Annotated in this window: 12 protein-coding genes; 10 read left to right on the forward strand and 2 right to left on the reverse strand. The window is 71.8% G+C overall.

What is annotated here, in order from left to right; genetic code table 11:
* Positions 1-60: 60 nt before the first annotated feature.
* Genes Q7W82_RS05200 through Q7W82_RS05245 form a run of 10 tightly spaced genes read left to right on the forward strand, consistent with a single transcriptional unit; the run spans position 61 to position 12,295 of the window.
* Positions 61-1,329, forward strand: a complete 1,269-nt coding sequence (locus Q7W82_RS05200; RefSeq protein ID WP_242159571.1) for a hypothetical protein — start codon at positions 61-63, stop codon at positions 1,327-1,329.
* Positions 1,326-2,315: an NAD(P)-dependent oxidoreductase gene (locus Q7W82_RS05205; RefSeq protein WP_242159573.1), complete on the forward strand. Its 990-nt coding sequence runs from the start codon at positions 1,326-1,328 to the stop codon at positions 2,313-2,315. The genes Q7W82_RS05200 and Q7W82_RS05205 overlap by 4 nt, the downstream gene beginning before the upstream one ends.
* Positions 2,312-3,658 carry a hypothetical protein gene (locus tag Q7W82_RS05210; RefSeq protein WP_242159575.1) on the forward strand — a complete coding sequence of 449 codons (1,347 nt, stop codon included), beginning with the start codon at positions 2,312-2,314 and terminating at the stop codon, positions 3,656-3,658. The genes Q7W82_RS05205 and Q7W82_RS05210 overlap by 4 nt, the downstream gene beginning before the upstream one ends.
* Positions 3,659-3,716: 58 nt before the next feature.
* Positions 3,717-5,558: an asparagine synthase (glutamine-hydrolyzing) gene (asnB, locus tag Q7W82_RS05215; RefSeq protein ID WP_242159576.1), complete on the forward strand. Its 1,842-nt coding sequence runs from the start codon at positions 3,717-3,719 to the stop codon at positions 5,556-5,558.
* Positions 5,551-6,564 carry a methyltransferase domain-containing protein gene (locus tag Q7W82_RS05220; protein ID WP_242159577.1) on the forward strand — a complete coding sequence of 338 codons (1,014 nt, stop codon included), beginning with the start codon at positions 5,551-5,553 and terminating at the stop codon, positions 6,562-6,564. Before asnB ends, Q7W82_RS05220 begins: the two co-directional genes overlap by 8 nt.
* On the forward strand, positions 6,551-7,816 hold the full coding sequence (locus tag Q7W82_RS05225) for a hypothetical protein (RefSeq protein WP_242159578.1): 1,266 nt from the start codon (positions 6,551-6,553) through the stop codon (positions 7,814-7,816). Before Q7W82_RS05220 ends, Q7W82_RS05225 begins: the two co-directional genes overlap by 14 nt.
* Positions 7,813-9,132 (forward strand): hypothetical protein, encoded by a 1,320-nt coding sequence (locus tag Q7W82_RS05230; protein ID WP_242159579.1) that lies wholly within the window; start codon positions 7,813-7,815, stop codon positions 9,130-9,132. The genes Q7W82_RS05225 and Q7W82_RS05230 overlap by 4 nt, the downstream gene beginning before the upstream one ends.
* A 3-nt stretch (positions 9,133-9,135) precedes the next feature.
* Complete coding sequence (locus Q7W82_RS05235) at positions 9,136-10,212, forward strand: glycosyltransferase family 4 protein (RefSeq protein WP_242159580.1); 1,077 nt, start codon at positions 9,136-9,138, stop codon at positions 10,210-10,212.
* Positions 10,209-10,991 (forward strand): WecB/TagA/CpsF family glycosyltransferase, encoded by a 783-nt coding sequence (locus tag Q7W82_RS05240; RefSeq protein ID WP_242159581.1) that lies wholly within the window; start codon positions 10,209-10,211, stop codon positions 10,989-10,991. The genes Q7W82_RS05235 and Q7W82_RS05240 overlap by 4 nt, the downstream gene beginning before the upstream one ends.
* On the forward strand, positions 10,988-12,295 hold the full coding sequence (locus Q7W82_RS05245; RefSeq protein WP_242159583.1) for an O-antigen ligase family protein: 1,308 nt from the start codon (positions 10,988-10,990) through the stop codon (positions 12,293-12,295). The genes Q7W82_RS05240 and Q7W82_RS05245 overlap by 4 nt, the downstream gene beginning before the upstream one ends.
* Here the strand turns inward: Q7W82_RS05245 and Q7W82_RS05250 are convergent.
* The gene (locus Q7W82_RS05250; protein ID WP_242159585.1) at positions 12,264-12,938 is read right to left on the reverse strand and encodes a methyltransferase domain-containing protein; all 675 of its coding nucleotides are present in this window, start codon (positions 12,936-12,938) and stop codon (positions 12,264-12,266) included. The genes Q7W82_RS05245 and Q7W82_RS05250 overlap by 32 nt on opposite strands.
* 11 nt (positions 12,939-12,949) lie before the next feature.
* Positions 12,950-14,065, reverse strand: a complete 1,116-nt coding sequence (wecB, locus tag Q7W82_RS05255; RefSeq protein WP_242159587.1) for a UDP-N-acetylglucosamine 2-epimerase (non-hydrolyzing) — start codon at positions 14,063-14,065, stop codon at positions 12,950-12,952.
* Positions 14,066-14,083: the final 18 nt, after the last annotated feature.

Here is a 14,083-nt window from a genome sequence, read left to right on the forward strand (position 1 = left end):
GTGTGCGGCGCTGCGCCGGGCTGGTGACTTCCTTGTACCCGAACCACGGCGACGGATGCGATGCCAGGCATAGACGATGTGCGTAACCATGGCGACGATGCGTCGCTGGGCGATCTGCTGCTGGGGCTGCTGCGCTTCTACCGGCAGTTCGGCCGGCTGCTGATCCCCGTTGCCGTGCTGTTGGCGCTGGCCGCCGGCGTGCTGGTCGCGCTGTTCCCGCTCTACCGCGTCGGCGCGTTGCTGGACACGCCGCGCATGACCCTGGAAGAGTGGCGGCGCCTGCAGCCGATGTTGTCGGATCGGCAACTGGTGGCCGATTCGGTCGCCGCGGCCGGCCTGCCGCCGGCGTTGCGCGAGCGCGTGCAGCGCCGGTTCCTGCAGCCGCTGTACTGGCAGACGCGGGTGCAGTACCGCAGCGCGGTGGAGCGCGACGATATCCGCCAGCAGGTCAACATCGATCCGAAGACGGTCGGTGCGCTGGGCTTGGAGGTGATGCTGGACGCGCGCGACGAGACGTCCGCCACGCAGCAGTTGCAGGTGATCGCCCGGCACGTGCGCCAGGTGGTGCTGTGGGGCGGCCTGCGCGATGCGCTGGAGGCCATGCGCCAGCAGACCCTGGAGAAGCGGCCGGAGCTGCAGATCGCGCAGATCCAGCAGCAGTTCGCCATCGAGCAGAACACCCAGAAAATCACCGAGATGCAGGCGCTGCTGGAGCGCTATCCGGAATTGCGGCGCAGCGAGGTCAATACGGTGGTCTCGGTCGACGACGGCGGCGGCAAGTACCTGTCGCCGCTGGCGCAGATCGTGGCCTTGCAGGCCACCATCACCGAAACCCGGGCCGACCTGCGCCAGGGCCAGCGCGAACTCGAGCAGCTCGACTGGAAGCGGCGCTTCCTGGCCTGCGCCGATCGGCGCGCAGGCACGCTGCATTCGGGCCAGGCGCTCGCGTCCTGGCTGCAGGCGTGCCGCACGGCGGTGTTCGGCGATGCCGCGGAGACCGGTTCGGCACGACGGCAGGTGGTGCGCGAGATCGACCTGACGCTGGCGCAGAAACTCGGCCAGTCGCAACAGGTGCGTTACCGGGCGCTGCCGGCGCTGTCGGCAACGCCGGTGCCGACGCGGCATCCGCTGCTGGTCGCCGCCGTGGTGTTCGCCGGTTCGCTGCTGGCGATGTCGCTGGGGCTTGGCGTGTATGTCGCGGCCCGGCGCCTGCGCGATCGGTCTGCGTGGTCGGCGCAGCGCGACCCGCTGTTCGCCTGGCTGCCGGCCGCATTGCGCCGCCGGCTGCTACCCGAGGATGCGCCGCGGCGCGCGCCGGAGCAGCCATGAAACGGGTGTTGGTGACCGGCGCCGCCGGCATGATCGGGCGCCGGCTGGTCGCCGCGCTGGTGCAGCGCGGCGATGCGGTGGCCGGGCTGGACGATCTGTCCAGCGGGATACCATTTCCCGAGGGCCTGCACCTCGCCGAGGTCGCCGACGTCCGCGAGACCGCGGCGGTGCTGGCGTGCCTGCGCGACTTCCGCGCCGAGGCGGTGGTGCATCTGGCCGCGGTCCACCATATCCCGACCTGCGAACTGCAGCGCATGCATTGCCTGCAGGTGAACGTGGTCGGGACCGAGAGCGTGCTGCAGGCGGCGGCCGAGGCCGAGGTACGGCAGGTGCTGATCGCCTCCAGCGGGGCGGTGTACGCCTGGGGCGAGGCGGCGCTGGACGAAGCCGGCACTCCCACCGAGGCGCGCGACAACTACGCGCTGTCCAAGCTGTGCAACGAAAGCCAGTTGCGCCTGTGGTGCGGGCGTGGCGCCGGGCGCCGCGGGCGTGTGGCGCGCCTGTTCAACTGCATCGCCCACGACGACCCGAATGCGCACCTGATTCCCGACATCCTGGCGCAACTGGCCGCCGATCCGTCGCAGACGCCGCAGGTGCGGCTGGGCAACCTGCAGCCGCGGCGCGACTACCTGCATGCCGACGATGCCGCGGCGGGCCTGCTGGCCCTGCTCGACGATGCGCGGGTGGAGCCGGCCTACGATGTCTTCAACCTGTGTTCCGGCGTGGAGCACGCGGTCGGCGAACTGGTGGCGGAACTCGGCGCGCTGCTCGGCCGCGCGCCGCGGGTGGAAGTGGATCCGCAACGGCAGCGTCCGCACGATCGTGCACACCAGCTCGGCAACCCGGCCAAGGCGGCAGCGGTGCTGGGCTGGCGCACGCGCTGGACCCTGCGCGAGGCGCTGCAACGGACCCTGGCACCGGAGCAGGCCGTTGTCGGCGTCATTGCACACCATGCGCCGGCAGCCGGATCGTCCGCCCTGCCATGAGCGCGGCCGCACGCATGCGCGCGGGCTTTGCGTCCGGTGCGCTGCTGTATGCGCTCGGGCAGGGCTGCGCGCTGCTGTTCCAGTGGCTGTTGTTGCGCCAGTTCGGCCTGCAGGGCTATGGCGAGGTGGGACTGGCGCATCTGGGGCTGACGACGGTGCTGTTCCTGGCCGACCTGGGCTATGCCTCGCTGTTCCTGCGCGAGGATCCGGCGGCGCCGGCATGGGAGACGCGCTGGCGGCAGGCGCTGCGTCACCGGCTGCTGGCCACCGTGCTGCTGGACCTGGGCTGGGTCGCCGCGGCCGGATGGTCCTGGCAGTGGCATGGCCCCGGCTTCGGGTACGTGCTGGCGGTGCTGCCGGCCACCGTCTTCGGCCTGGTCGGCTATTCGGCGCCGTTGCTGGCGCAGGGGCGGCGACTGGCGGGATTCGCCGTGCAGCAGGTGGCGATGCCGGTGGCGATCCTGGCCTGGCTGCTGCTGCGGCCGTTGCCAGGCTGCGGTGGCGGCGTCGGTGCCGGCCTCGCGGTGAGCCTCGGCTATCTGGCGCAGGCGCTGGTCAACCTGGCGGTGTTCACCGCGCCGTTGCGCCTGCTGTGGCCGCAGCGCGGCCAGGGCCGCCACCTGCTGGGCACGGCCGTGCAGCTGTCGCTGCTGGGGATCATCGGCATCCTGCACGATCGGTTGACGCCGCTGCTGCTGGCGGCGGTGGCGCCGGGCTTCCTGCCGGTGTATCTGTTCCTGGGTTATCTGCTCAACGGTGCAAGCGGCGTGTTCAATCAGTTCAACCGTCTGCTCCTGGCCGAGGCCGCCAGCGAGGCCGGCCAGCGCTGGGCGCAGTGGCTGATCTCGCTGGTGCTCGGCGGCGCGGCGCTGGGCGCGCTGGTGCTGCCGCTGGCGACCGAGGCATGGGGCACTGCCGCGCAACGCGCCTGGTTGCCGTGGACGACGCCGGTGCTGGCCGGTGGCGCCACCGTGCTGCTCGGCGGCGTGCTGTCGGCGCTGCTGATCGGGCGTCATCGCGAACGCGCATTGTTGCGGGTGTTGCTGATCGGTGTGCTGTGCAGCGCGCTGCTGCAACTGGCCGCTGCGGCCTGGCCGGCGCCGCAACTGCTGCTGTGGGGGCGGCTGCTGTGCCTGTTGGGCATCGTGGTCGCGAGCCTGCGTCTGTGCGGCCTGCGCCTCAACGGCGGCGGCGTCGCGGCGCTGCTCTCGGCATTGCTGGCGGCCACGCTCTGGGGCGGACGGCTCGGCTGGACGCTGGCGGCGGTGTTGCTGCTGCCGGCGCTGTGGACGGCGTGGCGCCAGCACAGCCTGTTCGCGACAGCGCCGGAGCGTGCGGCGTGACGCGGTCATCGAGGTGCGCTGTCGTGTCGCGCCACGGCGGACGCTCAAGGAGGCGCGCATGTGCGGCATAGTCGCGTTGCGCCGCTTCGACGACGGCGGATCGCTGCAGGCGCAGGCCGAGCGCACGCTGGCTGCCCTGGCCCGGCGCGGGCCGGACGCGCAGGGGCTGCTCTGCACGCTGCAGCCGGTGCCGACCGCGCTGGGCCACCGCCGCCTGGCCATCCTCGACCTGAGCGAGGCGGCGACGCAACCGATGCGCTGCCCCGAGACCGGCAACGTGGTGGTGTTCAACGGCGAGATCTACAACTTCCTGGAGCTGCGCCGCGAGCTGGAAGCGCTCGGTCATCGCTTCCGCACCGACAGCGACACCGAGGTGCTGCTGCACGGCTGGCGCGCCTGGGGCGAAGACCTGTTCGCGCGCTGCAACGGCATGTGGGCGATCGTGCTGCTGGAGCAGGCGAGCGGCGACCTGATCTACTGCCGCGACCGGCTCGGGGTGAAGCCGCTGTACCTGCATCACGACGGCCGGCAGCTGCTGCTGGCCAGCGAGATCCGCGCCATCGCCGCGGCGCTGGGCGGCTACCCGCCGCCCAATCCCGGCGCGATCTTCGACTTCCTGATCGCCGGCCTGTCCGATCATCGCGGCGAGACGTTCTATACCGGCATCCGCGCGGTGCCGCCGGGCTGGGTGTACCGCGTCTGCGCGGACGGGCACAGCCGCCGCCACCGCTACCATCGCTGGCCGTTGCCGGGCGAAGTGGCGCCGCTCGATGCCGGGGCGACGCAGGCGTTGCTGGAGGACGCCACGCGGCTGCGGCTGCGTTCGGACGTGCCCACGGTGACGCTGCTGTCGGGCGGGCTGGACAGCGCGATCCTGACCCGGCTCAGCCTGCGTGCCGCTGCGTTCCCGCGGACCTGCTTCGCCGGCGCCTACACCTACGGCTACCGCGATGCCGAGCAGGCGCGCTTCGACGAGGTCGCCTCGGCATCGGCATTGATGGCCGAGTGGGGCGAGGCGGCGCGCCACCGCGTGCATCGCGCGCATGCGATCCCGGCGCAAGACGAGTTGCTGGAGTTGGTGCGCGCGCAGGAGGAGCCGTTCTGCACCCCGTCGATCCTGGCCAGCTTCCGCATGTACCGGGCGATCCGCGACGCCGGCTACACGGTCGTGCTCAACGGCGAGGGCGCCGACGAATTGTTCGGCGGCTACGTCCGCCTGTACCTGGCGTTGAGCGCGCGCAGCGCGTTGCACGGCCTGCGCCTGCCGACCCTGGCGCGCCTGCTCGGCAGTGGCGCGGTGGATCCGCGCTTGCTGCTCAACCGCCTGGCCTGGGATCTGCCGGCAGGCACGCTCGGGGCGCTGCTGCGCCGGCAGCGGCCCAGCGTGGCCAGCATGTCGGCGGCGCTGTGGCACGAGCAGGCACCGCGTCTGGCCGTGCTGCAGGCCGATCGCCGCGGCGACGTGCAGGCGCGCCTGCGCGCCGATGTGCTGACGACCAACCTGCCGATGATCCTGCGCATGACCGATCGCAACAGCATGCACTCGGGGGTGGAGGTGCGCGCGCCGTTCCTGGATTACCGCGTGGTGGAACGTGCGCTGGCCACCCCCGCGGACCAGCGCATGGGCGATTACCATGGCAAGGCGCTGCTGCGGCAGGCGTTTTCCGGCGTCCTGCCGCCGCGCCTGGTCGGCCAGCGCAAGAGCACCGGGTTCGGCCATGCCGAGCAGTTCCTGGTCGATCGCATGCCGCTGCAGCCGATCCTGGCGGACTTGCCGCCGGAGTTGGGTCAATTCCTCGACCTGGACGTGTTGCGCCGCCAGTGGCAGCGCGGCGAGGCGCACAGCACGCTGTGGTTCGCCGTGTCCGTGGCGCTGTGGTATCGGAGCATCTATGGCTAAGCTCGGACGTGCGCCGATGGAACTGGCGGCCGACGATGGCGCCTGCCGCTGTTGCGGCGCCACCACGCAGCAACGCGCGGTGTGGCCGGAGGTCTACGCCGGCACCGGTCAGGAATTGCGCCGCTGCGGCCATTGTGCGGTGGCCTATCTGGCACCGGACTTCACCGAGGAGGCGCTGGCGCGATTCTACGCGCACGATTACCGCCGGCTGTTCCCGGCCGAATCGCCATGGCGCAGCGAAGCGCGCTTCTTCGCCTGGCGCGGCGACCAGCCGATCGCGCAGCGTCGGCTGCAGTGGATCGCGCCGCAGCTGGCAGCCGGCGCACGGCTGCTGGAAATGGGCTCGGGCTTCGGCGCCTTTCTCGGCGTCGCTGCGGCGGCGCGTCCGGATCTGGACCTGTGGGCGATCGAACCCGATCTCGACCACCGTGCGCGGCTGCTCGGCGACGCGCGCGTGACGTTCGTGGCGGACCTGCAGGCGGTGCCCGATGCCAGCGTCGACGCGGTGGTGGCGTTCCACGTGCTGGAGCATCTGCCCGATCCGCGTGGATTCCTGCAGACCCTGGTGCGGATCCTGACACCCGGCGGCCGCGCCTGGATCGAGGTGCCGGACGTGATGAGCGACTGGCGCTCGCGCAACTACGTGCAACCGGCGCATCTGAGCTATTTCTCCGGCGCGGTGCTGCAGCGGCTGGCGGTGAGCGCCGGGCTGCAGGTGGCGCAGTGCGGCGCGCATCCGGGCGGCGGCGTGCTGGCCGACAATCTGTGGATGGCGGTGCAGCGTCCTGCGCAGTCCTGCGCTCACCCCCTGGCGACCGCCAGCGCCGAAGAAGTGGGGCGGCTCGATGCGCGGCTGGACAGCGTGCGCTGGCGCCTGCGCGACCGCCTGCGGCGCGCCCTCAAGCGCGCGATCGTGCGCGTGTTCGGTCCTGGGTTGCCAGGCGAAGTGCAACGTTGGCGCGGGCGCGGCCAGGTGCGCGAGGCGGCGCGCGATGCGCTTCGCTGAGTTCCAGCAGGCGCTGCAGGCGCACTATGGCGAGGAAGCCGCGGCCGCGCGCCATGAACTCTATTTCCTCGCCCGGCGTGGGCGCGGGGCCTGGCTGCGGGGGTTCCTGGCAGCAGTGCGCGACGCGTGGCTGTGCTGGCGCCTGCCGCGCGCGCCGGCGCCGCTGGCCGCCTGGGTGGCGCTGGCGACGCTGCCCGGCGCCAACGGCTGGGGGGCGCTAAAGCCATGCGTCGCCGATCTGGCGCAGCGCGGCATCGCCTGCAGCGTGCTGATCCATCCGCGCCTGCGCGGCCGCGTCGCCGGCGATCCGCCCGCCCGTCCGGCAGCGGCCGCCTGGCGTCACGCCGCCGGCGCCTGGCGATTGCGGCGGGCCTCGGCGGGGGCGCCGCCGGTGTCGTCCTGGCTGGTGCGCTGCTGCGTGTTCCGGCAGCGTCTGTGGCGCGGGGCCTGGGCGCGCGCACTGGCCGCGCGGGGCGAGGCCACGCTGCTGCTGCACAACGACTTCGATCTGTACGCGGTCGCTGCGCAACAGGCGGCAGGCGCCGGCTGGCGCAGTGTCTGCGTGCAGCATGGCCTGCCCACCGACGAGTTCTTCCCGGTGCGCGCGCAGCGGCATCTGCTGTGGGGGCCGAGCAGCGCGCAGGTGTTCGCGCGGCATGGGGTGCCGCCGCAGGCCCTCGGCTATGGCCCGGCACTGCTACAGACCGATGCCACGGCCGGGCATGCTGCCGACGCGCCGCTGCCGGCGGCGCTGTACCTGGTGTCGCAGACGCACACGCCGATCTACGGCCGCCCGCTCGCGGCGGACTTCCTGTCGCTGGCGCAGGCGCTGGCGCAGCGGGACGCCCCCGTGCTGCAGATTCTGCTGCATCCGGAGGAGGCGCGCGGCGGCCATCCCTATGCCACTTCGGCGCTGGCGGCCCATTGCCGACCTCCGCCGCATGCGCTGCTTGACGCCGCCGCGGCGCCGGCAATCGTGGTCGGTTTCTGCTCCACCGCGTTGCTGCAGGCCGCCAGCCGCGGTCATTACGTCATCGGCCTGGCTTGGCCGGCGATGCACTCGCTGGATGCGTTGGCGGTCGGGCGCCCGCCAACGCAGGTGGACGATGCGGTGGCGCTGTGCGCGTTGATCGAGCGCTTGCGCACGGATCCGTCGGCGCGCCGGCAACAGCTTGCCCAGCAGACGCAATGGCTGCATCAGACCTTCGCCAGCGATCCGCACTGGCCGCAGCGCCTGGGAGCGATCGCGTGAGGCGGCTTGGAGTGGTGCTGCTGATCCTGTGGATCCATCTTGGCGATCTGCTGGTGGCCTGGCTGTACGGCGGCGGCGCGGTGCCGCAGGCGGCCTGGCTGCGGCCGCTGCGCGATGCCACGGTCCTGGCGCTTGCCGCGCTGTGCCTGCTGACCGCGCGCATGCCGCGGCCGATGCTGCTGTCGGTGCTGGCGTTCGGCGCCTTGGCGGCGCTCTACGCGCCGCTCGGCTATCTGCACGGATTGCCCGCCGGCATCGTGCTCGGATCGTTCGGCGTGGTGATGGTGCCGATGCTGCTCCTGCTGGCCGGCTACGGCGGCATGCCGCAGCCGCGCGACCTGCACGCCGCCACCCGCACCCTGGTCTGGCTGGGCGTGGCCAGTGCGCTGGTCGGCGCCTGGGATCTGGCCCATACCGATTTCTGGGTGCAGCAGGTGCGCCTGCCGGACTTCATGCAACAGGTCAAGGGCGTGCTGCCGCAGGACAGCGAGCCGGAGAGCGGCCTGCCCTGGAATTTCTTCGGCGGCGAACCGCTTGAACGCCGGGCCGGCGGCTTGCTTGCCGCGCCGTTGGCGCAGGGCCAGTTCCTGGTGACTGCGGCGCTGGCGGCGCTGGCGCTGTGGCAGCGCCGCTGGCCGTGGCGGGCGGCGCTGGCCTGTGTCGGCTTGTTCGTGGGGATCTGGATGTCCGGTACCCGCGGGGCGATGCTGGCCGGCATCGTCGCCGTGCTCGGCTATCTGCTGACCGGGCGCGGCCTGGTGCGCTCGGCGCCGGCGCGGATCGCGCTGGCCGGCGTCGTGCTGCTGGCCATCGTCGCGGCCTCCTACGGCATCGTGGTGAATTCGATGCAGTTCCGCGACGGCTCCACCATCGGCCATTGGTCGGCGCTCGTGCGCAATCTGGCCGACCTGCATCAGGTCGCGCTGTTCGGCGGCGGCTTGGGGCGCCAGGGCGCCCTCGCCGCTCGCCAGGGGCTGACCGATCTCGGCGGCGGCGAAGGTGCCGTGTTCAGCATCGCCTACCAGATGGGCGTGCCGGCGGCGCTGCTGTTCCTGGGCTTCATCGGCTGGTGCCTGCGCATCCTATGGCGTGCCTACCGGCAGGACGACGACCGCCTGGCACTGGCCACGTTCTGGTTGCTGTGCGGCATGACCACCACCCTGGTGTCCTCGGACAATGCCTTGACCGTGTCCGGCGCGGGCGGCTTCTGGTTGTTGCTCGGCGGCGTGCTGCGGCAGTGCCGGATGCGGGCGCGTCCGCTGCAGGCGCGCGGCACCGCGCGGCAGCCGCTGGCGGGCACGACGGCGGAGGCCTGATCCATGCGCATCCTGCACGTGTACAAGGATTTCGCGCCGTACCACGGCGGCGGCGGTGTGGCCCGGCACATCCATGGCCTGGCCGTGCTGGCGGCGCAGGCCGGGCACGCGGTGCGGGTGGCGGCGCCGGCGGCGGAAGATCCGGGCCGGTCCGATTACACCGCGGTCCGCGTCGCCGCAACCGGGTTGTGGCCGCAGATCGGCTGGGCCGACGTCGTGCACGTACACGGTGCGCGCACGCCGATCGCGGCCCTGGCGGCGCTGCTGGCGGGCTGCCGCGGCAAGCGCGTGGCGTACACGCCGCACTGCTACTACGACGATGCGCCCCGCCTGGGCAAGCGTCTGCGCAAACGCATCTGGGATGCGCTGGTGGAACGTGCGCTGCTGCGCCGTGCCGATCGCGTGGTGCTGCTGTCGGCCTACTGGCGCGACTACCTGCAGGCGCGGCGGATGTCGGCCACGCGCGCGCTGCTGCTGCCCAATGCGGTGCTGGCCGCCGAACTGCCGATTGCCTCGGTGGAGTCCCCGACGCTGGCGGGCGCGCCGGCCTTGCTCTCGGTCGGACGCCTGGATGCGGTGAAACGCCTGCACGATGCGATCGCGCTGCTGGCGCAGCCGGGGATGGAGGCGGCGGTGCTGCATCTGGTCGGGCGCGGACCCGATCGCGCCCGCCTGGAGGCCTGCGCACATGCGCAAGGCGTGGCCGCACGCGTGCGCTTCCATGGTTTCGTCGGCGATGCCGAGGTGGCGGCGATGGCCGCGTATGCCGACGCCTTCGTGCTGCCATCGGCGATGGAAGGCATGCCCACGGTGCTGATCGAAATGCTGCTGCTCGGTTGCCCGGTGCTGGCCAGCGATATCCCCGGCAACCGCGCGATCCTGCAGCCATTGGGACTGCAGGACGCGCTGTATCCGCTGGGCGATGTCCCGGCGCTGGCCGCGCGCGTCGCCGCGCTGCGCCGGCAACGCATCGCGCCGCAGGTAGTGGACGCGGTGCGCGCCGGTTTCACCTGGGAAGGCATCCGGCCGCAGGTGCTGGCCCTGTACGATGCGTTGATCTCCAAGGAGCCCGTCCCTTGAACCCCAGTACCCCGCGTCTGCGCTTCTTCGATTGCCCATTGGATCTGCTCGCGCCTGCCGACCTGCTGCAACGGGCGCAGGCCGCGGCCGCCGGCGGTGCGCCCTTGCGGATCGAGGGCCTGAATGTGGCCAAGCTGATCGACGCGCGCGCGCAGGCGCCGTTGCGCGCGGCGCTGGACGAGGCCGAACTGGTGCACATCGACGGCAGTGGCATCAGCATCGGCCTGCGCTGGATGGGCGTGGAGCCGCCGCCGCGGCGCGCCGGCATCGACCTGATGCAGGACCTGTGCGCGCAGGCCGCGCAGTCCGGAGACGGCGTGTATCTGCTGGGCGCGCGGCCGGCGGTGGTGGCGGCCGCGGCCGAGCGCCTGCGTGCGGCCGCGCCGGGCCTGCAGATCGTCGGCGCCCGCGACGGCTATTTCGGCGAGGCCGAGGTGCCGCAGGTGGTCGCGGCGATTCGCGCCTCCGGTGCGCGTTACCTGTTCGTCGGCATCAGCTCGCCGAAGAAGGAACTGTTCCTGCAGCGGCACTGGCCCGAACTGGGCGTGGCGGTGGCGATGGGCGTGGGCGGATCGTTCGACGTGTTGTCCGGCATGCTGCCGCGCGCGCCGCTGCTGATGCAGCGCTTCGGCATGGAATGGCTGTTCCGGCTGGCGCTGGAGCCGCGTCGCCTGGGCTGGCGCTATGTCCGCACCAACTTCCTGTACCTGTTGCTGCTGCTGCGTGCGCGGCTGAGCCGCCGCTACCGCGCGCGCGCGGCGGTCCGCGAACCGGCATGAGCGCACCGGCGACGGGAGCGTCCGTTGCCGGCGCGCGCGCCGCGCAGCCGCTGGCGGTCGCGGTGTGCCTGGGCGTGTACCTGCTGTTCTGCCTGCAGCAGGTGGTGCTGACCGGCCGCTATTTCGGCGTGGGCCTGTCGCTGGGTTCGATGGCGATCCGCGCCTTCGTGCTGGGCGTGGCGGTCTGGGCGGTGTGGCGGCATGGCGTGCCGGCGATCCTGCGCACGCCGTTGCTGGCGATCCTGGCCTGCCTGGCGGCGCTGGCCGCGTCGGTACTGGCATCGGACCATCCCACGCTGGCGTTCAAGTTCGCCGTGCGCTACGCCACCGCCCTGCTGGCGTTGTGGGCGATGCTCAATCTCGCGCTTGCCTGCCCACGCTGGCCACGCGCGGCGACGCTGGCGGCGCTGATCGCGCTGTGGTGGAACCTGGCGCTGGGGCTGGCCGCGCGCCTGCACTGGCCGCCGGCGCTGCGCGTTTCGTTGTTCTTCCACGCCGAGGATAGTTTCAAGTACCTGCCGCGGATCTCCGGCATGTACGAACATCCGGCGTTGCTGGCGGCGAGCGCCGTCGTGGTGGCCGCGCTGGTCCTGCAGTTCTGGCGCAGTGGCGCGATGGGCCGCGTTGCGCTGGTCATGGCGCTGCTGGGCGCCGTGCTGGCGCTGGCGCTGACCGAGGTGCGCAACCCGCTGTTGCCGGTCGGCGCGCTGCTGCTGTGGTGGGCGTGGCCGCGCCGAGGCGCCCCGCGCCAACGTCGCCGCGTGGCAGCGGTCGCCCTGGTGGGTTTGTCGGGGCTGGCTGGCTTCGTGTTGTGGCAGCGCTATGCGGACATGACCAGCGCGGTGCACGAAAGCACGCTCACCGCGGTGTCGCTGGGGCGCACCTACCTGTGGGCCGGCGCGTTCGAGGCCTGGCGCAGCCACCCGTGGTTCGGACTGGGTGCCGGCGTCTTCCAGTTCCTGGTGCCGGACTACACCGGCGGCCGCTTCGATCGCGGCGAACTGCATGCGCACAATGCGTTGCTGGCGGTGCTGTCGGAGACCGGGCTGTGCGGGCTGCTGGCGTGCCTGGGCCTGCTGTATGCGTTGTGGGCGCCGCTGCTGCGCAGTGCCGGCGCACGTGGCTGGGCGTTGACCTGGCTGCTGTTGCTGCTGGGGCTGGGCGTGTTCGACTTCTACCTGCCGTTCTATGCGTTCTCGCTGCACGCGGCGCTGGTGATGGCGGTCCTGTATGCCCGCTTGCCCGTGCCCACCAGCACCGTGCAAGCATCGCTCATTGGCGCACCGCGATCCACGATTTGGTGAGTCCGCACAGGCGCTCGCCGACCAGGGTGCTGTCCGGGAACAGGCGCGCCAGCTCGGTATGGGTCAGCAGGCGGATGTCCTCCACGAACGCGCGCGCCTGCGTCCGGGTCTGCGGCCGATCGATCCGGCCCAGCGGGATCCGGTACAGCAGTTCGGCCTGCCATGCGTAGGGGAGGAACTGGATGCCCGGCGCCAGATAATGCGGCTCGATCGGGAACCAGTAGTTCGGCGTCTGCACGTAGTGCCGCGGCGCCACGCGCCGGATCTCGTCGGCGAAGGCCTGCGTGCGTGCGCCATCGCCGACGTGCTCGATGACCGAATTGGAATGGGCGATGTCGAAGGCGTTGTCGGCGAAGTCCAGGGCGCAGCCATCCCCGTGGTGTTCGCGCAGGTACGGACGCGGTGCGTGGGTGTGGTTCGGGTCGAGGTTGACCACGGTGACGCTGCAACGGTGCTGGTCGAAGAACGCGTCCGGGACGTGGGCCCAGTAGCCGAGAGTGCCGCCGACGTCGATCACTCGGCACCCGCCCTGCCGGCGATGGCACTCGGACACCATCTGCATGAAGCGCTGCAGGCGCCGTGCGCGCAGGCGCGCGCTGAGCGAGCGTGGATCGTTGTAATCGGCCTGCGTGCGCAGTCCCATGGGCGTAGCGCTCAGGCGTGACGCACGCGCTGCGGCGCGGGTTGTTCGACCGCCGTGCCCAGCAGCGTGTCCAGGATGTCCCGGTAGGCATGGCCGTCGCCGAACGGATTGCGCCAGGCCACCGTGCGCGCCAGCAGCGTGTCGGCCGCCGCACGCAGGCCGCGCATGTCCAGGCTCAACGGCAACTCCGCGCCGCCGACCTGCAGGGTCTCCGGGCGTTCGGTGTTGGTGCGCAGCACCAGGCACTTGCGCTGCAGGATGCAGGCTTCTTCCTGGATGCCGCCGCTGTCGGTCATGATCAGCGACGCGCCCTGCTGCAGCGCCAGCATGTCCAGGTAGCCGACCGGCCCGATCGCGCGCAGACAGCGATGCCGCGCCGATGCGGCATTGCCCATGCTCGCCAGGCGCGGATGCATCGGGAAGATCAACGGCACGCCGGCGTCCTCGGAGATCGCGGCCACCGCCTGCATCAGCGCGGCGAAATGCTGCGGGTCGTCGGTGTTGGAGCGCCGGTGGCAGGTCAGCAGGTGGTAGCCGCCCTGCTGCAGGCCCAGCCGCTGCAGGATGTCCGAACACCGCAGCGCGGTGCGCGCGTGCGCCAGCGTCGCATCCGCCACGGTGTTGCCGGTGACCCGGATGTTCGCCGCCGCCAGGCCTTCCTCGCGCAGGATCTGCGCCTGCAGCGCGGTGGGGCAGAACAGGTAATCGGACATGCGGTCGATCAGCACCCGGTTCACTTCTTCCGGCATGCTGTGGTCGCGGCTGCGCAATCCCGCCTCCACGTGCGCCACCGCGATGCCGCGCTTGTTGGCGGCCATGGCGCCGGCGAGCGCGCTGTTGGTGTCGCCCTGCACCACCACCACGTCCGGCTGGGTGTGTTCCAGTACCGGCTCGATGCCGCACAGCATGCGGCCGATCTGGGTGGCGTGCGGCGCCGAGCCGACCCCGAGGTTGTAGTGCGCGCGCGGCAGCTCCAGCTCGTCGAAGAAGATGCGGTCCATCGTCTCGGCATAGTGCTGGTTGGTATGCACGATCGAGAAGCGCAGGCCGTCGCGCACGCTGGCGGCGATCAGCGAGGCCAGTTTGATGATCTCCGGGCGGGTGCCGAGAACGTAGCTGATGTGCATGTGATTCGGACTCCCCAG

Origin of the sequence: Xanthomonas indica (assembly GCF_040529045.1) — a bacterium.
Lineage (GTDB): Bacteria > Pseudomonadota > Gammaproteobacteria > Xanthomonadales > Xanthomonadaceae > Xanthomonas_A > Xanthomonas_A indica.

Bases quoted from the DNA above. Each gene is read 5' to 3' on its own strand.
- Q7W82_RS05200 (WP_242159571.1), top strand. From the start codon at position 61: ATGCCAGGCATAGACGATGTGCGTAACCATGGCGACGATGCGTCGCTG.
- Q7W82_RS05205 (WP_242159573.1), top strand. From the start codon at position 1,326: ATGAAACGGGTGTTGGTGACCGGCGCCGCCGGCATGATCGGGCGCCGG.
- Q7W82_RS05210 (WP_242159575.1), top strand. From the start codon at position 2,312: ATGAGCGCGGCCGCACGCATGCGCGCGGGCTTTGCGTCCGGTGCGCTG.
- asnB (WP_242159576.1), top strand. From the start codon at position 3,717: ATGTGCGGCATAGTCGCGTTGCGCCGCTTCGACGACGGCGGATCGCTG.
- Q7W82_RS05220 (WP_242159577.1), top strand. From the start codon at position 5,551: ATGGCTAAGCTCGGACGTGCGCCGATGGAACTGGCGGCCGACGATGGC.
- Q7W82_RS05225 (WP_242159578.1), top strand. From the start codon at position 6,551: ATGCGCTTCGCTGAGTTCCAGCAGGCGCTGCAGGCGCACTATGGCGAG.
- Q7W82_RS05235 (WP_242159580.1), top strand. From the start codon at position 9,136: ATGCGCATCCTGCACGTGTACAAGGATTTCGCGCCGTACCACGGCGGC.
- Q7W82_RS05245 (WP_242159583.1), top strand. From the start codon at position 10,988: ATGAGCGCACCGGCGACGGGAGCGTCCGTTGCCGGCGCGCGCGCCGCG.
- Q7W82_RS05250 (WP_242159585.1), bottom strand. From the start codon at position 12,938: ATGGGACTGCGCACGCAGGCCGATTACAACGATCCACGCTCGCTCAGC.
- wecB (WP_242159587.1), bottom strand. From the start codon at position 14,065: ATGCACATCAGCTACGTTCTCGGCACCCGCCCGGAGATCATCAAACTG.